The organism is Kluyvera intermedia (genome assembly GCF_034424175.1).
Classification (GTDB): domain Bacteria; phylum Pseudomonadota; class Gammaproteobacteria; order Enterobacterales; family Enterobacteriaceae; genus Kluyvera; species Kluyvera intermedia.
Window position 1 is genome coordinate 4,651,650 of sequence record NZ_CP139986.1, and the last position, 23,559, is coordinate 4,675,208.

Here is a 23,559-nt window from a genome sequence, read left to right on the forward strand (position 1 = left end):
GGAGACGACCTATGGCTTATCAATCACAAGATATTATTCGTCGTTCCGCCACTAACGGTTTCACTCCCGCGCCTCAGGCGCGGGATCACCAGGAAGAGGTGGCGAAGCTCATCGACGTCACCACCTGTATTGGCTGTAAAGCCTGTCAGGTGGCGTGTTCAGAGTGGAACGATATCCGCGATGAAATCGGCAGCAACGTTGGGGTGTACGACAACCCCGCCGATCTGACCGCCAAATCCTGGACGGTGATGCGCTTCTCGGAAGTTGAGCAAAACGACAAACTGGAGTGGCTCATCCGCAAAGATGGCTGCATGCACTGCGCCGATCCGGGCTGCCTGAAGGCATGTCCGGCTGAAGGGGCTATCATTCAGTATGCCAACGGCATTGTCGACTTCCAGTCCGAGCAGTGCATCGGCTGCGGTTACTGCATTGCAGGCTGTCCGTTCAACGTGCCTCGCCTGAACCCGGAAGACAACCGCGTCTATAAATGTACGCTGTGCGTCGACCGCGTGAATGTGGGACAGGAACCGGCTTGCGTAAAAACTTGCCCGACCGGCGCTATCCACTTTGGCTCTAAAGAGGATATGAAAGTGCTGGCAGGCGAGCGCGTCACCGAACTGAAAACCCGCGGCTACGACAATGCAGGCTTGTATGATCCGGCCGGTGTCGGCGGTACACACGTTATGTACGTGTTGCACCACGCCGATAAACCGAATCTGTATCACGGCCTGCCGGAGAACCCGGAAATCAGCGCCACCGTGAAGTTCTGGAAAGGTATCTGGAAACCGCTGGCCGCCGTTGGTTTTGCGGCCACGTTTGCCGCGAGTATCTTCCACTACGTCGGTGTCGGCCCGAACCGCGCGGAAGACGAAGAAGATAACCTGCATGAAGACAACGATGAGGTGCGCAAATGAAAAAACGTGACACCATCGTGCGCTACACGGCGCCGGAACGTATCAACCACTGGGTCACCGCCTTCTGCTTCATGCTGGCGGCGATAAGCGGGCTGGGATTTTTCTTCCCATCCTTCAACTGGTTAATGCAAATCATGGGCACACCGCAGCTGGCGCGAATTCTGCACCCGTTCGTCGGCGTCATCATGTTTGCATCGTTTATCATCATGTTTTTCCGCTATTGGCACCATAATCTAATCAATCGGGATGATATCTTTTGGGCGAAGAATATTCGTAAGATCGTCGTCAACGAGGAAGTAGGTGACACCGGGCGTTATAACTTCGGCCAGAAATGCGTATTCTGGGCGGCGATTATCTTCCTGGTGCTGCTGCTGGTGAGCGGTGTGATTATCTGGCGTCCGTACTTTGCGCCTGCTTTCTCAATCCCGGTGATCCGATTTGCGTTAATGCTGCATTCATTTGCCGCAGTGGCGTTAATTGTGGTTATCATGGTGCATATTTACGCCGCCCTTTGGGTGAAAGGCACCATTACCGCGATGGTGGAAGGATGGGTCACCAGTTCATGGGCGAAGAAACATCACCCACGCTGGTACCGTGAAGTCCGCCAGAAACAGGAAAAGTCATCTGAATGAGTATTCGCATAATCCCGCAAGATGAGCTGGGTTCGAGCGAGAAACGTACGGCGGAAGTCATTCCGCCGTTGTTGTTCCCCAGACTCAAGAACCTCTACAACCGCCGTGCCGAGCGTCTGCGCGAGCTGGCTGAGAATAACCCGCTGGGTGATTACCTGCGCTTTGCAGCGCTCATCGCCCATGCTCAGGAAGTCGTGCTGTATGACCATCCGCTGAAGATGGATCTGACCGCGCGCTTGAAAGAAGCGAATGATCAGGGCAAGCCGCCGCTGGATATTCACGTTCTGCCGCGCGATAAGCATTGGCACACCCTGCTGCAATCGATGATTGCCGAGCTGAAGCCTGAGATGAGTGGCCCGGCGCTGGCGGTTATCGAAAACTTGGAAAAAGCCTCCGAGCAAGAACTGGAAAATATGGCGAGCGCGCTGTTTGAATCCGATTTCGCTTCGGTAAGCAGCGATAAAGCCCCGTTCATCTGGGCTGCGCTGTCGCTTTACTGGGCGCAGATGGCGAGCCTTATTCCAGGCAAAGCCCGTGCGGAATATGGCGAACAGCGCCAGTTCTGCCCGGTATGCGGTTCAATGCCGGTCTCCAGCATGGTGCAAATCGGTTCGACTCAGGGCTTGCGTTACCTGCACTGTAATCTGTGTGAAACCGAGTGGCACGTGGTGCGCGTGAAGTGCAGCAACTGCGAACAGAGCCGCGACCTGCATTACTGGTCGCTGGACAACGAACAGTCGGCAATTAAAGCTGAAAGCTGCGGTGACTGCGGCACTTACCTGAAGATTTTGTATCAGGAAAAAGACCCGAAAGTCGAAGCCGTCGCGGACGACCTCGCCTCACTGGTACTCGACGCGCGGATGGAGCAGGAAGGGTTCGCCCGTAGCTCTATCAACCCGTTCTTGTTCCCGGGTGAAGGGGAGTAAATCCAACCAACAACCCGGTGACGCTACCGGGTTGTTTTTAATCACTCAAAAAACGCCTTATCCCTCTTCCACCTCTCATTCAACATACGAAGTACAGCCCCTCCTTAACCGTCATATGTGCTTTTATACCCTTTTGCGAGTAGCTTTCCGGAATCAGACATTGTCGACATTCGCCTATTTTCATTCATCAGGAACCAGGTTATAACACTGTATAAATGAACAGTTAACAGGAGAGGAAAATGGCGCTGGAAAATGGAATTGCGGAGCTCGTTGCTGAGTTTATTACGGCAGGTCGTCCCTCTTCAAGACAGCAGAATATTGATGACCGGAGGGCGGGTTATATCGCCAGTACGGTGCTTGCCGGTGAGAAAGAGATACGGGTCAAATCGGAAGATATTGTGCTCGAAGGCATGACACTTCGCGTGATATCCCCACTAAATGCGGCATATTCACTACCGTGCGTCATTTACTACCATGGCGGTTGCTTTGTTAGCGGCGGCTTTATTACACATGATAACCAACTGCGACAGTTAGCCTACCACAACGGTTGCCGGGTGATTGCCGTACAGTATCGCCTCGCGCCAGAGTACACGTTCCCAGCCGCTCATGACGATGCCGAGCAGGGGGCGAATCTGGTGCATAAATACGCCGAACAACTGGGTATCGACCGTCATCGTATTACGCTTGCCGGGGATAGCGCAGGCGGGCATCTGGCGCTGGTGACTGCGCTACGCTTAAAAAATTCCGCACAGTGGACGCCTGCCGCATTACTCCTGATTTACCCGATGCTCGACGCTACCGCCAGTTTTGCCAGTTACCTCAGTAATGGTCAGGATTACATCATCACTCGTGACACACTGCTCTCGGGCTATGAAATGTACCTCCAGGAGGCTGATATCCAACATCCTGAAGCGAGCCCGCTCTGGCGAGACGATTTTAGCGGTTTACCGCCGGTACATATCCTGACCGCGGAATTTGATCCGCTACGGGATGAAGGAGAGGCATTGCAACAAAGGCTAACTCGACAGGGTGTCGCCTGTACCGGCCAGCGTTACCTCGGTGTAATACATGGGTTCTTCCAGCTTGGCGGAGTCAGTGAAACGGCGCGAGGGGCAATGCGGGACGTGGCCCGGCGAATTGCCTGGGCCAGCGAGTGATTGAGGGATATCTGTAGAGGCGCGCCCTACTCTTCCTCGTTACCGCCCTCTTCATAGGCACCAAACGGTCTGGCAGGCAGCACAATGTATGTACCTTCAAACACCACGCCAGGTGAATCATCGCCAAAGAGCTCAACCTGCATCTGGACCCGCGCTTTACGACCTCTGGCCAGACGGTCTAAATCGCCGCTCAGAGAACCTAAGTCGGCAATGGCCGTAGGCCTTCCGGTGATCGGTCTGCTGTAACGAATATGGGCATCAGCCAGGATGATCGTGCCTCCCAGATGACGCTCGCGCAGCATCAACCAGATAAGCCCCCAGCCGGTTAAGGTCGCAAGCGAGAATAGGCTCCCGGCAAACAGCGTATGGTGCGGGTTCTGATTACCGGTTTCCGGCATGGTGGTAATAAATTTTTGTCCGGTGTACTGCTGAATGCGTACACCCATTTTTTCGCTAAGCGGAATATGGTCGTACCAAGCCTGCTGTAGCTGCGCACACCAGTCACCGCGATGCAGAATGTCATCAAGAGAGGCCACGGGCTTTATCATCAGGAAGTGGCGAACTGGGGTAGTTTGCGGCGTCGTAATCTCACCATGACTCACAAAGCCCAGCTTGGCGAAGAATGCCATCGCGTCCTCACGTGCGCTACAGGTCACACGTTTAACCCCTTCCTGACGCGCCACGGACTCGAGGGTCATCGCAATGAGCGTCCCCAGGCCTTTATCCTGAACATCAGGATGGACCGCCATAAAGCGGATAGAGGCTTCGCTGTCGGCGTTAATATAAAGGCGGCCGATGGCAACAAGCTTTCCCTCTTCATCAACCACCATCTGATGATGGGCCAGCGCATCCCACGCATCGCGTTCGGAGCCTTTCGGTTGATGAAGCGGTTTACGCAGCATTTCCCAGCGGAACTGGTAATACTGCTCTAATTCTTCTGCCGTTTGCGGTACTCGGAGATGATACATAATGGCACTCTCTTTTGTCCCCCGCGTTCTACCGGGAAGTGGATTCATACCTGCAACCAGAACGTAACCGGGCCATCGTTGACCAGCGACACCTGCATATCCGCAGCAAATCGTCCTGTTTGGGTGTTCATTTCCTGTTGGCGGCAACGCTCAACAAAGTATTCGTAAAGCGCTTCGGCGCGGTCTGGAGCGGCCCCCTTAGAAAAGCCTGGGCGCATTCCACGTTCGGTGTCCGCAGCCAATGTAAACTGTGATACCACCAGCACGCTGCCACCGGCCTGCTTCACGTTTAGGTTCATTTTATCGTCAGCATCGCTGAAAATTCGGTAACCCAGCACACGTTCACACAGGCGATTAGCCTTTTGTTCGTCGTCATCTCTCTCAACCCCCAGCAGCACCAGCAGCCCTGGACCTATTTCCCCAGTCACCTCATCCGCCACGCTGACGCTGGCACGGGTAACTCGCTGAATTAATGCAATCATGGTTATTCGTCTTCTTGTGGTTCTGTTTTTAATTTTCGGTATTCACCGAGAGTGACAGTTATTTCCGCACCAAGCAAGACGATACACCATGTCCAATAGACCCAGACAAACAGAATAGGAATCACCGCCAGAACGCCATAAATCAACTGATAAGACGGGAACATGGTGATATAAAGCGCAAAACCTTTCTTTCCCGCTTCGAACAAGACAGCGGCAACAAATGCACCGGTTATCGCATCGCGATTAGGTACACGGGTAATCGGCACTACGCTGTAGAGCAACCAGAATGAGAGCCAGGAGAGCACCAGCGGAAAAATTCTCAGCACGTTATCGATAACGGTATTGAGATCGCTGGCCCAACGCAGCGAGAGCAGATAGGAACTTATTGCCAGACTGGCTCCGGCCAATATCGGCCCAAGCGTCAAAATCATCCAGTAAACCGCAAAAGAGTAAACTTTGGGTCGGGTACGCTTGCTGCGCCAGATGGTATTTAACGCGCTGTCGATGGCATACATCAGCAGCAGCGCAGTGACTATCAGCCCACATGCCCCTACTGCCGTCATTTTGCTGGAGTTAGCAACAAACTGTTCAATATAACGCTGAATCACATCCCCAGTCGCTGGGATGAAGTTGGCAAAGATAAAGTGGCGCAGTTGCACACTGACGTCAGAAAACATCGGGAAAGCCGCAAAAAGCGCGAAAATAACGGCAACCAACGGTACCAACGAGAGTAATGAGACATAGGCAAGATTCCCCGCCAACGTCGTCATATTGTCCTCATCAATACGCTTCCAGAGCAACTTCAACCAGGCCCAAATCGGACGTATATGGTGCCTGGCTTTATGATGAACGGTTTTTAACATAACAACTTCGCGAAATATTCAGGAATGGTCGCTCTGTCGGTCACCAGAATACTGGTGATCCCCAACTGGTTAGCGCCTTCTATATTCTCGGCATTATCATCGAAGAAGACCGTCTCTTGCGCTGAAAAACCTTCCGCCTGGATAACATGTTGGTAAATACGAGCTTCAGGCTTACGCATCCCCAGTTCTTGCGACAGATAGATATGATCGGCAGCCTGCTGTATCTCCGGATACTCCTGAGGCCAGAACGTCGTGTGTAAACGGTTGGTGTTCGACAGCACCACAACCCGGTGCCCCTGCTCGCGGAGTTTTTGCATAACGGCAATCACCTCCGGGCGCAGCGCCACAAAAACAGCCTGCCAGCCATGTGAGAATTGTTCATAGCTCAGCGGCAATGCCAGTTCATGACAAATCGCATCGGCAAAGGCCTCATCCGTTATTTCACCTCGTTCATGCTGCTGAAAAGCATCTCCCATAGTAAAACTCTGCTTTAACGAAGCCAGCGGGACACGGCTTAAGTCGCTCCATGTTCCTAACACACGGTTAAAGTCGATATCGACAATCACATTACCTAAATCAAAGATATAGAGCATGACCTTCTCCTTGTAAGCCGTGGATGAATAACTGTAGCGGGAAAGCCGAAGTTTGACTACTGACGACGGTCAAACCTGAGAGTTTTAGCTTATAGTGCTATTTTCTTAGCTATAAAATATCCTAAATGACGCACATTTTTCCGATCTCAGGTAGTAAAACTCCTGGAGCATATCGAAATATATTGCATTTACGCATCGTTAATTATTTGAGGTTGGATTTTTACCAGGAATATTCATTTAAAGTCATTCCATATCGTTATTAAAATAATAGCATGTTCCTTTTATTGACCTTGACACATTTACTTACAGGTGAAATATTTAAAGTGTAGCTAATGCAAAGGGATTGCTGAACATAGCGGAATATTATTTATGGGTATGTATCAACGCACAGACACCCTGATCATAATACGTAGCGAAATTAGTTTATAGACAAAGCAATTATGACTTATTTTTAATAAGACCGCTCAGTATTGATTAACATATTAGCCTACTTCAAATAAAGATTTAAATATCGTTATGAATCAGGCCTAAAGGAAGGAGGCTATTATGTTACATCAGAATAGATATTCTCGAATTGCATTGGCTGTATCGGCCGCATTAGCTACTTTCGCACTCCCGGTTCATGCGGCACGTATTGATTTTGATTCCTTACCCTCAAGTGGCCTGGTATCCGACCTGCCCGCTGAGTTACGTGTGCTAATCCCTGCAACAGCCAACGCCAGTTATCAAAAAAACAACGGTAACCCTAACTATATCTATCAATATGACCCAGGCAATATTCAAATTTACGGTAATAACGTTACCTTAAATGGTCCCGGCGCAGAGGCCTTTGAGCATTCTCTAATGGTTCTTCGTAATTCAACCTCGGGGAGCGCAGGTGTTGTTTTGGGTGATGACCTGACAATTTATACTAAGTCGAAAATCTCAACAAATGATGGAAAAGATGTTGATGGGATCCGTACTCATGGCACTAACACCCCAGATAACCCAATATTTATCATCACCGGTGACCGTACGAAAATCTACGTTAATGGATACAGTGGAGATGGCATTAACGCTGGATACAGTAGTTATAGCCAGGGTTATCTTGGTTCAGCCAATATTTACGTTGGCGATGAATTATATATTGAAACCACGGGATTCCAGGGACGTGGTATTTCCGCTAACGCCATGAAAAACGCTTCGGTGGTCAAAAACAATATTATTGTTGGCGATAAAGCTCACATTGTCACACGCGGTAATAGTGCCGAAGGGGTACGCACAAGCCAGAACGGAGCATATGTACGCCTCGGTGATAACACGACCATTGAAACCTATGGGACGAGTTCACATGGCCTCTATGCTGCCAGCCTTTCAACGATTGATCTTGGAAAATATACAACCATCACAACCGATCAGAGTCGGGCATACGGAATGTATGTCTCCAATGGCACTGTGAACCTGGATGAACACGCCTCCATCAAAACAAACGGCATTGATGGTCACGGCATTTATTCCTATGGGGCAACAGGGGTGGCTAACGTGGGCGAAAATTCCGCTATTTTCACCCAAGGCTCTGGTGCTCACGGTGTATACGCCTATAGCTCTGGGACGGTCAACCTCGCAAATAACATCAGCATAGCGGCCAACAGCGCGGAAAAATCCGCCTCTAAAGCTCCAGCGGGTTTGTATGCGATATCACGCGGTAAGATTAATTTAGCCGGCAACACAACCCTCACCATGGCTGGCAATAACGACAGCCAAAGCTACGCGATTCTCGCGGAAAGCGGAGGGATGGTTGATGGCTCGGCGGGTGGGCAACTCAATATTAAGGGCGATTTACTCGCTGCCGGTGCGATTGCAGCTACCAGCTCATTACCTTTGCAAAACAGCGCCATTACGCTGAACATGACGAATGAATCGATATGGAACGGAGCCTCATACATCACCAGCACAGCAGCCGGAACGGGCAATATTTCCGTATCAATGACCGATGCAACCTGGAATATGAGCAATAGCTCAACCCTCACTCACCTGATGCTAAATTCAGGCAGTATCGTCAATTTCCAACACGTCGATCCTGATAGCTGGCAGACGCTAACAATCAACGAAGATTTCACAGGAGATGGCGGCAGGCTGGTCTTTAATACCGTGCTTTACAATGACGTTTCGGAAACGGATAAGCTTATCGTTAACGGCAATACTGCCGGTAATGCCCTGGTTGCCGTAAGGAATATTGGCGGCAATGGCGCACAAACCGTTGAGGGGATTGAAATCATCAGCGTTGGAGGTCAATCAGACGGTGTATTTGAAAAAGAGGGGCGCATTGTTGCAGGCGGCTACGACTATAACGTTGTACAAAAAGGAAATAACTGGTATCTGACGAGTCTTCTGGAACCGACGGATCCAGTCGACCCACCACCGCCGGACCCGGTCGACCCACCGCCGCCAGACCCGGTTGACCCGCCACCACCAGACCCGGTCGACCCACCACCGCCGGACCCGGTTGACCCGCCGCCACCAGACCCGGTCGACCCGCCACCGCCGGACCCAGTTGACCCAGTTGACCCAGTTGACCCAGTTGACCCAGTTGACCCGGTCGACCCACAGGATCCTGTTGACCCGACTCCTCCGGTGCCACCAGCACTTCCAGGAGAGCATCAATATCGTCCTGAATATGGTAGCTATATGGCAAACAACTATGCCGCGAATACCATGTTCATCACCCGTCTTCACGATCGTCTGGGTGAAACACAGTACACCGACATGCTCACCGGAGAAAAAAAGGTGACTAGCCTATGGCTTCGTAATGTTGGGGGACATACGCGCTTTAAGGATGCTTCAGGTCGGTTAAGTACACAAAGTAATCGTTACGTGATGCAGTTGGGTGGCGATATTGCCCAGTGGAGTTCGGATGGTTTAGATCGTTGGCATGTTGGGGCAATGGCGGGTTACGGCAACAGCCGAAGCAGAACAGAGTCCAGCCTGACGCAATATCGCTCACGTGGACAAGTGACGGGCTACAGCGTCGGTCTATACGGCACCTGGTACGCTAACGAGACGGATAAAACGGGAACTTACGTCGATACGTGGGCTCTGTATAACTGGTTTGATAACAAAGTGATGGGTGAGCATTTAGCCACGGAGAAATATAAATCCAGCGGTATTACGGCATCCATTGAGGCGGGTTACAGCTTCAAAGTGTCGGAAAATGAACGCAACAGTTACTGGATTCAACCCAAAGCGCAGGTTATCTGGATGGATGTACAAGCTGATAGCCATCGCGAAGCCAATGGTACTCAGGTGAAAGATAAGACTGACGGTAACGTGATGACGCGTCTCGGTGTGAAAGCTTATATCAACGGGCATCACCCTATCGATGATGGTAAATCGCGTGAGTTCCAGCCATTCATTGAGGCCAACTGGATCCATAACACGCAGATGACGCGGGTGAAAATGGACGATGTTAGCAATGAAATGCATGGCGCTAAGAATATCGGCGAGCTGAAACTGGGTGTCGAAGGGCAGATTACGCCACGCTTGAATATGTGGGGTAACGTTGCTCAGCAGATTGGGGATAAAGGCTACAGTGATACGCAGGGAATGCTGGGCGTTAAATACAGCTTCTGAATTTCAACCTAAGTAAATTAAAACGCCTGGCGATCATCATCAGGCGTTTTTTTGCACACTCTCAGCGGAAGGCAAAAAAAAGCCGCTGATAATCAGCGGCTTTTCACCATCAAAGACGATAATTAGTCTTCTTTTGGACCACGGCTTGCGCGTTTACGATCGTTTTCAGTCAGGTGACGTTTACGGATACGGATAGAAATTGGAGTCACTTCTACCAGTTCGTCGTCATCGATGAATTCCAGAGCCTGTTCCAGCGTCATTTTCTGAGCAGGAACCAGCGTGGTGGCTTCATCAGTACCGGAAGCACGCATGTTGGTCAGTTTCTTACCGGTCAGGCAGTTTACAGTCAGGTCGTTAGAACGACTGTGAATACCGATGATCTGGCCTTCATAAACTTCTGCACCGTGACCCAGGAACAGCTTACCGCGGTCCTGCAGGCTGAACAGTGCGAACGCAACTGCTTTACCCTGGCCGTTGGAAATCAGTACGCCGTTCTGACGCTGGCCAACTTCGCCTGGACGAACGTCGTCGTAGTGGCTGAAGGTGGAGTACAGCAGACCAGTACCGGAAGTCATGGTCATGAATTCTGAACGGAAGCCGATCAGACCACGGCTTGGGATCACGTAGTCAAGACGTACGCGGCCTTTACCGTCTGGATTCATGTTTTTCAGGTCGCCTTTACGCTCACCCAGTGCCTGCATAACAGAACCCTGGTGCTGCTCTTCGACGTCCAGCGTTACGTTTTCGAATGGCTCTTGTTTACGGCCATCGATCTCGCGGAAGATAACTTTCGGACGGGAAACCGCCATCTCGAAACCTTCACGACGCATGTTTTCAATCAGAACGGACAGGTGCAGTTCGCCACGACCAGAAACGCGGAATGCGTCAGCATCCGGAGTCTCTTCAACGCGCAGCGCAACGTTGTGTACCAGCTCTTTTTTCAGACGGTCAAGGATCTGACGAGAAGTAACGTACTTACCTTCTTTACCACAGAATGGTGAAGTGTTGACGTTAAAGAACATGGTTACAGTTGGTTCATCAACAGACAGCGCTGGCAGCGCTTCAACATTCTGCGGGTCGCAGATGGTGTCAGAGATGTTCAACTCACCCAGACCAGTGATCGCGATGATATCGCCAGCTTCCGCCAGGTCGCTATCGATACGTTCCAGACCCAGGTGGGTCAGGACTTTACCGACTTTACCGTTACGGGTTTTGCCTTCGCTATCAATGATAGTGATCTGCTGGTTTGGTTTCACTTTACCGCGTTTGATACGGCCGATACCGATAACACCAACGTAGTTGTTGTAGTCCAGCTGGGAGATTTGCATCTGCAGCGGGCCATCCAGGTCTACGTCTGGAGCTGGTACATGGTCGATAATCGCCTGGTATAGCGGAGTCATATCTTCCGCCATATCTGCGTGATCAACGCCAGCAATACCATTCAGCGCAGATGCGTAAATGATAGGGAAGTCCAGCTGTTCGTCGGTCGCGTCGAGGTTAACGAACAGGTCAAATACCTGGTCAACAACCCAATCAGGACGTGCGCCTGGACGGTCAACTTTGTTGATAACAACAATTGGCTTCAAGCCGTGAGCAAATGCTTTTTTGGTCACGAAGCGCGTCTGCGGCATCGGGCCATCCATTGCATCAACAACCAGCAGCACGGAGTCTACCATGGACATGACGCGCTCAACTTCACCACCGAAGTCTGCGTGGCCTGGGGTATCAACGATGTTGATACGGTAATCATTCCATTTGATTGCGGTGTTTTTCGCGAGGATGGTAATCCCACGCTCTTTCTCCAAATCGTTGGAGTCCATCACACGCTCTTGTGTTTCAGCACGCGCATCAAACGTACCGGATTGCTGGAGCAGCTTATCAACCAGGGTAGTCTTACCATGGTCAACGTGCGCGATGATGGCGATGTTACGCAAATTTTCGATCACAACTTTGCCTCGGGCATTAGAAATAGCGCGTTATTGTACACGGATTAATCGCACTACAAAACAGGATCACAGAGATCCTCCGCAAACAAGTATTGCAGAGTTTCTTTGTGATCGCTTTCACGGAGCATAAAAAGGGCACCTAATCACAATTTGCACCAATATGGTGCTCAACAATCACAGGTAAGCACTATAATGGTGCAAAGAAGCTATCGTGGTGCATCCCTTTTGCACTATGGTGCGCATGATAACGCCTTTTGGGGGTAATTTAAAAGTTGGCACAGATTTCGCTTTATATTTTTTAGGGCAACAACGCCACTTTATGCAGTGATAGAAGACCTCGTTACCACGACGACAATGATAAATCCGGGAGATGTTAAGTATGTCCGCTGAACACGTTTTGACGATGCTGAATGAGCACGAAGTGAAGTTTGTCGATTTGCGCTTCACCGATACCAAAGGTAAAGAACAGCACGTCACGATCCCTGCTCATCAGGTAAATGCCGAATTCTTTGAAGAAGGCAAAATGTTTGACGGCTCCTCAATTGGCGGCTGGAAAGGCATTAACGAATCCGACATGGTGCTGATGCCAGACGCATCTACCGCTCTCATCGACCCGTTCTTTGAAGAGTCTACCCTGATTATTCGTTGCGACATCCTGGAACCAGGTACGCTGCAGGGCTACGACCGTGACCCACGCTCCATCGCGAAACGCGCTGAAGAATACCTGCGTTCTACCGGCATCGCGGACACCGTTCTGTTCGGGCCAGAGCCAGAATTCTTCCTGTTTGATGACATTCGTTTCGGCGCATCTATTTCCGGTTCTCACGTGGCTATCGATGATATCGAAGGCGCATGGAACTCTTCCACCAAATACGAAGGTGGTAACAAAGGTCACCGTCCAGGCGTGAAAGGCGGTTACTTCCCGGTTCCTCCGGTCGATTCTTCCCAGGACATCCGTTCTACCATGTGTCTTATCATGGAAGAGATGGGCCTGGTTGTTGAAGCGCACCACCACGAAGTGGCAACCGCTGGCCAGAACGAAATCGCGACCCGCTTTAACACCATGACCAAAAAAGCGGACGAAATTCAGATCTACAAATATGTGGTTCACAACGTTGCACACCGTTTCGGCAAAACCGCGACCTTCATGCCAAAACCAATGTTTGGCGATAACGGTTCCGGTATGCACTGCCACATGTCTCTGTCCAAGAACGGCGTAAACCTGTTCTCCGGTGACAAGTATGCAGGTCTGTCCGAGCAGGCGCTGTTCTACATCGGTGGTGTTATCAAACACGCTAAAGCGATCAACGCCCTGGCGAACCCAACCACCAACTCCTACAAGCGTCTGGTCCCGGGTTACGAAGCACCGGTTATGCTGGCTTACTCTGCCCGTAACCGTTCTGCCTCTATCCGTATCCCAGTGGTTGCGTCTCCGAAAGCACGTCGTATCGAAGTGCGCTTCCCGGATCCAGCAGCTAACCCGTATCTGTGCTTTGCAGCACTGCTGATGGCCGGTCTTGATGGTATCAAGAACAAAATCCACCCAGGCGAAGCAATGGACAAAAACCTGTACGATCTGCCTCCAGAAGAAGCAAAAGAGATCCCACAGGTTGCAGGCTCTCTGGAAGAAGCACTGAACGCGCTGGACGCAGACCGTGAATTCCTGACAGCTGGCGGCGTATTCACTGATGAAGCTATCGACGCTTACATCGGTCTGCGTATCGAAGAAAACGACCGCGTACGCATGACGCCACACCCTGTAGAGTTTGAACTGTACTACAGCGTTTAATCGTTTTTGAGTTGTCCCATCCAGCTAACGTCGCGTCATGGTGAACCCACCTTGACGCAACACCCTGGAGTTGAGTTGCCGTGGAAGCTTTCAGCCCATCTCAGGATGGGCTTTTTTCTCCACCAACAACCTGAACTTTCGCGCTTTTTAACCGTAAAAAGCTATAATGCACTAAAACAGTGCAAGCCTTTTCAGGAGACTGCTAAATGGCAACAGGCGCACTGCCCGATGCTGGGCAGATCCTCAATTCGTTAATCAACAGCATTTTATTAGTCGATGACGACCTCGCCGTTCATTACGCCAACCCGGCCGCACAACAGCTGCTGGCGCAGAGCGCGCGTAAACTTTTCGGCACACCGTTACCTGAACTGCTGAGCTATTTTTCGCTAAACATTGGCTTGATGCAGGAAAGTCTGCAAACCGGTCAGGGGTTTACTGATAACGAAGTGACGTTAGTCATCGACAGTCGTTCACATATTCTCTCGCTTACCGCTCAGCGCCTGCCTGATGGATTTATCCTGCTGGAAATGGCGCCGATGGATAACCAACGCCGCCTGAGCCAGGAGCAGCTACAGCACGCTCAGCAAATCGCTGCACGCGATCTGGTACGTGGGCTAGCCCATGAGATAAAAAACCCGCTGGGTGGCTTACGCGGCGCAGCACAGCTATTGAGTAAAGCCCTGCCTGACCCTGCATTGACTGAATACACCAATGTAATTATCGAACAGGCTGACCGTCTGCGTAATTTAGTGGACCGTCTGCTGGGGCCACAGCGTCCAGGAACTCACGTCAATGAGAGTATCCATAAGGTGGCGGAGCGGGTGGTGAAACTGGTCTCAATGGAGTTGCCGGATAATGTCACGCTAGTTCGCGACTACGATCCAAGTTTGCCGGAGCTTCCGCACGATCCAGACCAGATAGAGCAGGTTTTACTGAATATCGTGCGTAATGCACTTCAGGCTTTAGGGCCAGACGGTGGTGAAATCGTTCTGCGAACGCGAACCGCATTTCAGCTCACGCTACACGGCGTGCGCTACCGCCTGGCTGCCAGAATTGACGTTGAAGATAACGGCCCCGGCATTCCATCACATTTACAAGATACGCTGTTCTACCCGATGGTCAGCGGCCGTGAAGGCGGTACCGGGCTGGGTCTGTCGATTGCGCGCAGCCTTATCGATCAGCACTCCGGCAAAATTGAATTTACCAGTTGGCCGGGTCATACCGAGTTTTCGGTTTACCTGCCAATTAAAAAATAAGGTGTGTTTATGCAACGAGGGATAGTCTGGGTCGTAGATGACGATAGCTCCATCCGTTGGGTGCTTGAACGCGCACTCTCTGGGGCGGGCCTCACCTGTACGACATTTGAGGGCGGGAAAGAGGTGCTTGATGCGCTGGCGACCAAAACGCCAGACGTGCTGATGTCCGATATTCGCATGCCGGGTATGGACGGTCTGGCGCTGCTCACGCAAATTAAACAGCGTCATCCGATGCTTCCGGTCATCATAATGACGGCACACTCCGATCTGGATGCCGCCGTGAGCGCCTATCAGCAAGGGGCATTTGATTACCTGCCAAAACCATTCGATATCGATGAAGCGGTGGCGCTCGTTGAACGCGCCATCAGCCATTATCAAGAACAGCAGCAGCCGCGCAATGTTCAGGTAAACGATCCCACTACCGATATCATTGGTGAAGCGCCAGCGATGCAGGATGTGTTTCGCATTATCGGTCGCCTCTCTCGCTCCTCAATAAGCGTCTTGATTAACGGTGAGTCCGGTACCGGGAAAGAGCTGGTTGCGCATGCCTTGCATCGCCACAGCCCACGCGTAAAAGCGCCGTTTATCGCACTGAATATGGCCGCGATACCGAAAGACCTGATTGAGTCTGAACTGTTTGGCCACGAGAAAGGGGCCTTTACCGGCGCGAACACCGTACGCCAGGGGCGTTTTGAGCAAGCCGACGGGGGCACTTTGTTCCTCGATGAGATCGGTGACATGCCAATGGATGTACAGACCCGCCTGCTGCGCGTCCTGGCAGACGGGCAATTCTACCGCGTGGGTGGCTATGCCCCCGTAAAGGTGGATGTACGTATCATTGCCGCTACCCACCAGAATCTCGAACAGCGTGTCCAGGAAGGGAAATTCCGCGAGGATTTATTCCACCGCCTGAACGTCATTCGTGTCCATCTTCCACCGCTGCGCGAGCGTCGGGAAGACATCCCACGTCTGGCACACCATTTCCTACAGGTTGCCGCGCGTGAACTGGGTGTTGAAGCCAAATTACTGCATCCAGAAACGGAAGCCGCGTTAACTCGTCTGGCCTGGCCGGGCAACGTGCGTCAGCTTGAAAACACCTGTCGCTGGTTAACGGTGATGGCAGCCGGACAAGAAGTTTTAATTCAGGATCTGCCAGGTGAACTGTTTGAAGCCAGCATGCCGGACAGCCCCGCAGCCGCTTCACTGCCGGACAGTTGGGCCACATTGCTGGCGCAGTGGGCCGACCGTGCTCTACGTTCCGGTCATCAAAACCTGCTGTCTGAAGCACAGCCGGAAATGGAACGCACGCTGCTGACCACCGCGCTACGACATACTCAGGGGCATAAACAGGAAGCGGCTCGTCTGCTGGGCTGGGGGCGTAATACGCTCACCCGCAAGCTTAAAGAGCTGGGGATGGAGTGACCTTCATGTAAAGTGTAAATATTGCTCGATTCGAGCAGATTGCTGCAATTTTGTACTTTACTGTTCCGATGAGTTAAGTATTATTCAGCCCGGAAATTCGAGGGGACGATAATGTTTGAATCATTGATTAATTTGCTATCAAGCGGTGCCGCTAGCCATACGCCACAAACCGCGGCAGCGGCCGTACTGTGCGCTGCGCTGGTTGGGCTTTTTAGCTAAGCCGGATGGCGCTTGCGCTTATCCGGCCTACGGTAGATTTGTAGGCCCGGTAAGCGTAGCGCCACCGGCAATATCATCGCTAAATCACCCGTGAGAATTGCTGCATCCGCGCTTTCTGGCGCAGATAAGCATCAAAGCACATGCAGATATTGCGAATCAGCAGACGACCTTTTGGGGTCACCTGGATCCCTTTCTCATTAACCTCCACCAGCCCATCTTTCGCCAGCGGTGCCAGAAGTTCCAAATCTTGCGCAAAGTAGTCGCTAAATATCAGCCCCCACTCTTTTTCTACCGCCGCAAAGTCGAGACTGAAGTTGCAGATAAGCGCCTTAATGACATCACGACGAATACAATCATCACGCGTTAAGGCAATACCACGCCACAGAGCATTTCCCTGTTCTGCAACCTGTTGATAGTAAAGCTTCAATTCTTTCTGATTCTGAGCATAGCAGTCGCCAATCATGCTAATAGCGGAAACCCCCATGCCCAAAAGATCTGTGTCGCCCTGGGTGGTATAGCCCTGGAAGTTACGATGCAACACACCTTCACGCTGAGCCACCGCCAGTTCGTTATCCGGACGAGCAAAGTGGTCCATGCCGATGAACTGATAGCCCGCGTCGGTCAGTGAAGCGATAGTTTCCTGTAGGATATCCAGCTTCTGCTGCGCCGAAGGCAGATCGTCATCTTTAATTTTACGCTGTGCGGCGAAAAGCGTCGGCAGGTGCGCGTAGTTAAATACGCTCAGGCGGTCAGGATTCAGCTCCGCAACACGTTTCAACGTAAACGCAAAGCTCTCAGGCGTCTGCTTTGGCAGGCCATAGATCAGGTCGATATTCGTCGAGGTGAAGCCAATTTCGCGGGCGCGATTAAGCAGTGCGAAGATGAACTCTTCATCCTGCTCGCGATTCACCAACCGTTGCACTTCTTTGTTGAAGTCCTGCACGCCCATACTGAGGCGATTAAAGCCTTCGCTACGCAGATGATCGATAACATCTAGCTCGATTTCACGCGGGTCGACTTCAATCGATATCTCGGCGTCTTCATCAAACTGAAAACTCTCGCGCAGCAGTGACATCAGACGACTAATTTGCGCTTTGTTGAGATAGGTTGGCGTACCGCCGCCCCAGTGCAACTGGCTGACGTGTCGTCCAGCAAACAACGGTGCGCGCTGCCGGATTTCCTGTTCCAGGACGTCGAGGTATTGATCGGCTTTGTGCTGCTGACGAGTGACGATTTTATTGCAGCCACAGAAATAGCAAAGCTTGTGGCAGAACGGAATATGCACGTACAGCGACAAGGGGCGTTCAGGGTAACGCGCAACGGCGTTCAAGAATTCGGGTTCGCCAAAGGCGTCAGAAAATTCCAGTGCGGTGGGATACGAGGTATAGCGCGGCCCGGAATAGTTATATTTCTGGATCAGGGCCAGATCCCAGTCGATTAACTGCAAAGACATGCTCACTCCTTCCGATGGTGTCGAGAACGACGACGGCTTGCCGGCATCACCGTATTGCGGTGAAATTGCCGGTTGCGCAGCCATCTTTGACGCCGCGACAACCGTCGTAGTTTAACGAATAACCACACCAGATAACATATAACCAAAAGGGTTATAAGAAGGACTGGCAAGCCAATCGGGTGCAAACCTTAGTTTCCGCCTCTCAGCAGACGCATCATGTCTTCCTTGCCCTCTTCTTCCTCTTCCTCTTCTTCATCGTCATCATAAGAGAGGCCGAGTTTCTGCATCAGCTCGTCAATTCTATCCAGCTTGGCGTCAACCCACTTCTGCTCTTCAGCAGTCAGGATTTCGTCATTTTCCAGACGTTCAAGCAGCGCATCCAGGCGCTCATCACTCTCCAGCATATCCAGCTCAGCCTGCGGTGAAAGCATAGGTTTCTCGCTCTTCGGTTTGTGCTGTTTAGCGACCGGAGCGTCAGTGACGCCCAGCGCGATCGGTTTTTTACTACCAATACGAGGGTCTTGCTGCTGCTTTTGTTTGTTCGAGCCGGATGCACCGTCAGAGCCAGACGCACGGCTGCCTGCCGCGTTACCACGGTGTTTTTTATCGGTTTTACGATCGCGAGCTTCCAGATTCAGTTCTTCGCGTGTTTTACGATGCTGTTTGCCCGGTGCTTTACTACGCGGTGCAGAGGTTGGTTTTTTCATGATGTCAGTCTTTAAGCCGTTTTATTCAGTATAGAATTGAGCCGGAATCTAGCAGAAAGCAAACAAAGAAAAAAGGCGACAGAGTAATCTGTCGCCTTTTTTCCTGACTCACAACCCATTACGGGTTCTACATTCCATGTTGGCTTACAACGCGCCCTGTTTATCCGTTAGCTTTATAACAGTCCCTGTTATTGTTCCCTATCCCTGCGTAACGTCTCCAGACGTTGGTCATCCTGACAAATTCCGTAGGTCTTCGCCTCCTGGCGTTCCTGACCCCTCATCCTGAGTCTAAATCCTTCTGGCGCCCTTGCCGATGGGTGCTACTTTACCGTGTTGCGTTAAACTAACAAGCAATGAAAAGAGTAAAAAGAGACAAATCAGAATATTACATATCTGTAAGGTTATGATTTTTATCATGTCGACTATTTTTCAACCTGCGCTTTAACTTAGATTTCTCATAGTAACAATGGCGAATGTCTTACAAACGGGCAGCCATTGGCTTACAGCGAATGAGCGGTTGAGGAAAATCAGCCTTTTTCTACCGATCGGGTATAATCGCCTCCATATGCTGATTTAACGGAGATAACCGTTTTGACTAACCTGAACTACCAACAGACGCACTTTGTGACGAGTGCGCCTGATATTCGCCACTTACCGTCCGATACCGGAATCGAAGTGGCGTTTGCCGGCCGCTCTAATGCCGGGAAATCCAGCGCCCTGAATACGCTGACCAACCAGAAAGGCCTCGCACGTACCTCAAAAACGCCAGGACGTACGCAGCTTATCAACCTGTTCGAAGTCGTAGAAGGCAAGCGCCTGGTCGACCTTCCAGGCTATGGCTTCGCACAAGTTCCAGAAGAGATGAAGATCAAATGGCAAAAGGCGCTGGGTGAATACCTGGAAAAACGTCTGTGCCTGAAAGGATTAGTCATACTGATGGATATCCGTCATCCGCTGAAGGATCTCGACCAACAGATGATCGAGTGGGCGGTCGCCAGTGAAATCCAGGTTTTGGTACTGTTGACTAAGGCAGATAAGCTGGCAAGCGGCGCACGTAAAGCGCAGTTAAACCAGGTGCGTGAGGCAGTTCTTGCCTTTAATGGGGATGTGCAGGTTGAAGCATTTTCTTCACTGAAAAAGCTGGGCGTGGACAAACTTCGCCAGAAGCTCGATAGCTGGTATAACGAAATTCCACCGCAGGAAGAGCCAGAAATCGCCGAAGAGTAATTCCCGCCATAACCCCGGATAGCGGCGCCTGGCGCCCTGTTCCGGGCTCGATTTATCCCCTCGTCCGACCTAACACATATCAAATTGACTGATGCGAAAACTTTTCTTTCGCCCAATAAAAAACGCCCCAGTCATTACTGACTGGGGCGGCTAAAATATTCAGCCAAATCCGATTACGTGAAGTAAAAGGTCTGAAAGATAGAACATCTTACCTCTGTACCCTACGAGATTAACTCTACTCTTTTTTACAGTTCACAGAAAGCATTTTTTGTAGTTTTTTTTCATATATTACATAGCGAATTCTAATGTTCATCACAAAATTAGATAAGTTATGTTGCTTACTTACATAAACCAGAGTTATTAATCGAACACTTAATGCGCTTGATCCCAGTTTTCACCACTGCCCACTTCCACCAGCAATGGCACATCCAGTTGGGTGCTGTTTTCCATTAATTCATGCACCTTTTTCGTTACCGCATCCACATCATCTTTATGAACTTCAAAGACTAATTCATCGTGTACCTGCATGATCATACGAACGCGCGGTTTTTCACCTTCTAACCAGCTATCGACGGCAATCATTGCCCGCTTGATAACATCAGCAGCGGTACCCTGCATTGGGGCGTTAATCGCCGCACGCTCAGCACCAGCACGACGCGCGCCATTGCTGGATTTAATATCCGGCAGATACAAGCGACGACCATCCAGCGTGGCAACAAAGCCCTGCTCTTTCGCCTGCGCACGGGTACGTTCCATGTAGTCCAGTACACCTGGATAGCGCTCAAAGTAGAGGTCCATATACTTCTGCGCTTCTTTACGCGGAATGTTCAGCTGACGCGCCAGCCCAAATGCACTCATGCCGTAGATCAGACCAAAGTTGATTGCCTTTGCGCTACGACGCTGTTCGCCGGTCACGCTCTCCAGCGGCATACCAAACACTTCGGCAGCGGTCGCACGGTGGATATCCTGACCTTCTGCAAACGCCTTCAGCAAGCCTTCATCGCGAGATAAATGCGCCATGATACGCAGTTCAATTTGCGAGTAGTCGGCAGAGACGATGACGTAATCTTCCGGCGCAATAAACGCCTGACGAATACGGCGTCCTTCTTCGCTACGCACCGGAATATTTTGCAGGTTAGGATCGGTCGAAGAAAGGCGCCCGGTTGCCGTCACCGCCTGGTGATAGGAGGTGTGTACGCGACCGGTCTTCGGGTTAATCATCAGCGGCAGTTTGTCGGTATAAGTCGACTTCAGCTTCGCCAGCCCGCGATATTCAAGGATCACTTTCGGCAGCGGATAATCCAGCGCCAGCTCTTCCAGCACCTCTTCCGACGTAGACGGCGCGCCGCCCGGGGTTTTCTTCAGCGGCTTAATACCCTGCTTTTCAAACAAGATAGTTTGCAGCTGTTTTGGCGAAGCGAGGTTAAATTCTTCGCCTGCAATCTCGTAAGCTTTCTGCTCCAGTTCAACCAGACGTTTAGCGATTTCCTGCGAGTGCGCATGCAATACGGTCGGATTAATTTTCACACCGTTGCGTTCAATTCGTGACAGTACGGGCACCAGCGGCATTTCTATCTCATTGAAGATGCGTAGTGGCCCTTCCGTCTGCTGTAGCTTCGGCCACATTTTCAGATGCAGTTGCAGCGTGACATCGGCATCTTCCGCCGCGTAGCGCCCGGCTTCCTCCAGCGCAATCTGGTTAAAGGTCAGCTGGTTTTTGCCTTTCCCGGCAATCTCTTCAAAAGTGATGGTTTTATGCTTCAGCCAGCGGTCGGAGAGGCTGTCCATATCATGGCGTCCGGCCACGCTGTCCAGCGTGTAGGATTCCAGCATGGTATCAAAAGCAATGCCGCGCAGTTCGACGCCATAGTTAGCAAGAATGCCGCGATCGAATTTCAGGTTCTGACCTACCTTCAGCAGGCTATCGTCTTCTAGTAGCGGTTTAAGCAGCTCCAACACGCGTTCACGAGAGATCTGATCCGGCGCATCAAGATAGTCATGGGAAACCGGGACATAAGCGGCAACACCCGGTTCGGTGGCAAACGACAAGCCGACCATGTTAGCTGAGATATTATCAAGGCTATCCGTTTCCGTATCGAAGGCGAACAATGGCGCATTTTTTAACTTGTCGATCCACGTCACCAAGGTTTCTTCATCAAGAATGGTAACGTAGTTTTCTGATGATAATACGGTTGCCAACTCTTCTTCAGGCTCAACGGTCGCGACAGCGGCTTTCGCCGGTTTTGCTGCCGGCTTGGCGCCTTTGGCCTGCATCCAGGTACCGGACTCAACATCAGTTATCCAGCGTTTGAATTCGTACTTCTTAAACAACTCCAGCAACTCATTCGCCGATGGAGGTGAAACAAGCAGCTGTTCGCATCCCAGTTCCAGCTCCACGTCGGTTTTAATGGTGGCGAGTTTGTAGGAGAGATAGGCCAGATCTTTATTCTGCTCAAGCTTCGCCGCCATGGTTTTCGCGCCACGGAAGGTCAGCCCAGCAATTTTTTCAGGTTCACCATACAGCGTATCCAGACCACCTAAGCCTTGCAGCAGCGCTTGTGCCGTTTTCTCGCCAACACCCGGTACGCCTGGAATGTTATCCGAAGAGTCACCCATTAGCGCCAGGAAGTCGATGATCAACTCCGGCGGTACACCATATTTTGTGACCACTTCTTCAGGGCCGAGGATGGTATTGGTCATGGTGTTGATAAGCGTGATGCCCGGCGTCACCAGCTGCGCCATATCTTTGTCGCCGGTGCTAATCAGCACTGGGCGCCCCATTTTTTCCGCTTCACGTGCCAACGTCCCGATAACGTCGTCCGCTTCTACGCCCGCGACTGCCAGTAGCGGCAGTCCCATCGCTTTCACCATCGTATGCAGCGGCTCAATTTGCGCACGCAGGTCGTCCGGCATCGGTGGGCGATGAGACTTGTAGTCTTCAAACAGTTCGTCACGGAAGGTTTTCCCCTTCGCATCAAAAACCACAACCGCGTGAGTCGGCTGATATTGCAGGATCAAGCTGCGCAGCATGTTCAACACACCATACATCGCGCCTGTCGGCTCGCCTGCACGGTTAGTTAGCGGTGGGAATGCGTGATATGCCCGGTAGAGATAAGAGGAGCCATCAACGAGGATGAGAGGGTTTTCTGGGATCTGAACCATAATTTCCGTGCCTGTTTATCAGATTATGGGTAAAGGATGCCACAGACAGCATGAAAACATGAGTTTTTCGCCAAAATAAGGCGAAAAGATTTAGAGATCTTCGCGATCGCGCGTAAAACAAAATGTGGATAACTTTGTGAATAATTTTATTTTAATAATAACAAAGCATCTTTAACACAGACTTAAATTTAAAATAATCCATTACTTTCAATTTGTTATAACAAGATCGAGCCA

The 23,559-nt window shown here is 51.1% G+C and carries 19 protein-coding genes; 10 read left to right on the plus strand and 9 right to left on the minus strand.

All coding sequences use genetic code 11. The annotated features are described in order from the left end of the window. The first annotated feature begins 11 nt into the window (after positions 1 to 11). The 4 genes from fdxH to U0026_RS22340 all read left to right on the plus strand — a co-directional run bounded on the left by fdxH (position 12) and on the right by U0026_RS22340 (position 3,629). The gene (gene fdxH, locus U0026_RS22325) at positions 12 to 914 is read left to right on the plus strand and encodes a formate dehydrogenase subunit beta (RefSeq protein WP_062776499.1); all 903 of its coding nucleotides are present in this window, start codon (positions 12 to 14) and stop codon (positions 912 to 914) included. Further along, positions 911 to 1,546: a formate dehydrogenase cytochrome b556 subunit gene (gene fdoI / locus U0026_RS22330; protein WP_062776497.1), complete on the plus strand. Its 636-nt coding sequence runs from the start codon at positions 911 to 913 to the stop codon at positions 1,544 to 1,546. The genes fdxH and fdoI overlap by 4 nt, the downstream gene beginning before the upstream one ends. Continuing rightward, positions 1,543 to 2,472, plus strand: coding sequence for a formate dehydrogenase accessory protein FdhE (fdhE, locus tag U0026_RS22335; RefSeq protein ID WP_062776496.1), 930 nt, complete (start codon positions 1,543 to 1,545; stop codon positions 2,470 to 2,472). Before fdoI ends, fdhE begins: the two co-directional genes overlap by 4 nt. A gap of 239 nt (positions 2,473 to 2,711) precedes the next feature. Next, positions 2,712 to 3,629, plus strand: coding sequence for an alpha/beta hydrolase (locus U0026_RS22340; RefSeq protein ID WP_062776494.1), 918 nt, complete (start codon positions 2,712 to 2,714; stop codon positions 3,627 to 3,629). A gap of 26 nt (positions 3,630 to 3,655) precedes the next feature. Here the strand turns inward: U0026_RS22340 and fabY are convergent, their stop codons facing one another. The 4 genes from fabY to yihX are packed head-to-tail and all read right to left on the minus strand — an operon-like array spanning position 3,656 to position 6,535. Beyond that, positions 3,656 to 4,597 carry a fatty acid biosynthesis protein FabY gene (gene fabY / locus U0026_RS22345; RefSeq protein WP_062776493.1) on the minus strand — a complete coding sequence of 314 codons (942 nt, stop codon included), beginning with the start codon at positions 4,595 to 4,597 and terminating at the stop codon, positions 3,656 to 3,658. Between the two features lie 44 nt (positions 4,598 to 4,641). Beyond that, positions 4,642 to 5,079, minus strand: a complete 438-nt coding sequence (dtd, locus tag U0026_RS22350) for a D-aminoacyl-tRNA deacylase (protein WP_062776491.1) — start codon at positions 5,077 to 5,079, stop codon at positions 4,642 to 4,644. 2 nt (positions 5,080 to 5,081) lie between these two features. Beyond that, complete coding sequence (locus U0026_RS22355; RefSeq protein ID WP_062776490.1) at positions 5,082 to 5,942, minus strand: virulence factor BrkB family protein; 861 nt, start codon at positions 5,940 to 5,942, stop codon at positions 5,082 to 5,084. Next, complete coding sequence (yihX, locus tag U0026_RS22360) at positions 5,936 to 6,535, minus strand: glucose-1-phosphatase (RefSeq protein WP_062776488.1); 600 nt, start codon at positions 6,533 to 6,535, stop codon at positions 5,936 to 5,938. The genes U0026_RS22355 and yihX overlap by 7 nt, the downstream gene beginning before the upstream one ends. 546 nt (positions 6,536 to 7,081) lie before the next feature. On the opposite strand from yihX, the gene U0026_RS22365 reads away from it, so the two are divergent. Next, complete coding sequence (locus tag U0026_RS22365; protein ID WP_062776487.1) at positions 7,082 to 10,144, plus strand: autotransporter outer membrane beta-barrel domain-containing protein; 3,063 nt, start codon at positions 7,082 to 7,084, stop codon at positions 10,142 to 10,144. 122 nt (positions 10,145 to 10,266) lie between these two features. On the opposite strand, the gene typA is transcribed toward U0026_RS22365, so the two are convergent. Continuing rightward, positions 10,267 to 12,090, minus strand: coding sequence for a ribosome-dependent GTPase TypA (typA, locus tag U0026_RS22370; RefSeq protein WP_062776485.1), 1,824 nt, complete (start codon positions 12,088 to 12,090; stop codon positions 10,267 to 10,269). 379 nt (positions 12,091 to 12,469) lie between these two features. Here typA and glnA point away from each other — a divergent pair, with 379 nt between their 5' ends. The 4 genes from glnA (at position 12,470) to U0026_RS22390 (ending at position 16,776) form a co-directional block, all read left to right on the plus strand. Next, on the plus strand, positions 12,470 to 13,879 hold the full coding sequence (gene glnA / locus U0026_RS22375; RefSeq protein WP_062776483.1) for a glutamate--ammonia ligase: 1,410 nt from the start codon (positions 12,470 to 12,472) through the stop codon (positions 13,877 to 13,879). 206 nt (positions 13,880 to 14,085) lie between these two features. Further along, complete coding sequence (gene glnL / locus U0026_RS22380; RefSeq protein WP_062776481.1) at positions 14,086 to 15,135, plus strand: nitrogen regulation protein NR(II); 1,050 nt, start codon at positions 14,086 to 14,088, stop codon at positions 15,133 to 15,135. A gap of 9 nt (positions 15,136 to 15,144) precedes the next feature. After that, entirely contained in the window at positions 15,145 to 16,557 is a 1,413-nt protein-coding gene (gene glnG / locus U0026_RS22385) for a nitrogen regulation protein NR(I) (protein WP_062776480.1), read from the plus strand. 111 nt (positions 16,558 to 16,668) lie between these two features. Further along, positions 16,669 to 16,776 carry a YshB family small membrane protein gene (locus tag U0026_RS22390; RefSeq protein ID WP_126440935.1) on the plus strand — a complete coding sequence of 36 codons (108 nt, stop codon included), beginning with the start codon at positions 16,669 to 16,671 and terminating at the stop codon, positions 16,774 to 16,776. A gap of 79 nt (positions 16,777 to 16,855) precedes the next feature. On the opposite strand, the gene hemN is transcribed toward U0026_RS22390, so the two are convergent. Both hemN and yihI read right to left on the minus strand, forming a co-directional pair. Continuing rightward, positions 16,856 to 18,229: an oxygen-independent coproporphyrinogen III oxidase gene (gene hemN, locus U0026_RS22395; protein ID WP_062776478.1), complete on the minus strand. Its 1,374-nt coding sequence runs from the start codon at positions 18,227 to 18,229 to the stop codon at positions 16,856 to 16,858. A 188-nt stretch (positions 18,230 to 18,417) separates the two neighbouring features. Then, positions 18,418 to 18,936: a Der GTPase-activating protein YihI gene (yihI, locus tag U0026_RS22400; RefSeq protein ID WP_062776476.1), complete on the minus strand. Its 519-nt coding sequence runs from the start codon at positions 18,934 to 18,936 to the stop codon at positions 18,418 to 18,420. A 591-nt stretch (positions 18,937 to 19,527) separates the two neighbouring features. Between yihI and yihA the strand changes: the two genes are divergently transcribed. Next, positions 19,528 to 20,163: a ribosome biogenesis GTP-binding protein YihA/YsxC gene (gene yihA / locus U0026_RS22405; RefSeq protein ID WP_062776475.1), complete on the plus strand. Its 636-nt coding sequence runs from the start codon at positions 19,528 to 19,530 to the stop codon at positions 20,161 to 20,163. Positions 20,164 to 20,322: 159 nt separating this feature from the next. Here yihA and U0026_RS22855 read toward each other — a convergent pair whose 3' ends face one another. Together U0026_RS22855 and polA are read right to left on the minus strand one after the other, a co-directional pair. After that, positions 20,323 to 20,370 (minus strand): spot 42 RNA, inhibition of DNA synthesis, encoded by a 48-nt coding sequence (locus tag U0026_RS22855; RefSeq protein WP_071892919.1) that lies wholly within the window; start codon positions 20,368 to 20,370, stop codon positions 20,323 to 20,325. Positions 20,371 to 20,535: 165 nt separating this feature from the next. Further along, on the minus strand, positions 20,536 to 23,325 hold the full coding sequence (gene polA / locus U0026_RS22410; protein ID WP_062776473.1) for a DNA polymerase I: 2,790 nt from the start codon (positions 23,323 to 23,325) through the stop codon (positions 20,536 to 20,538). Positions 23,326 to 23,559 lie beyond the last annotated feature (234 nt).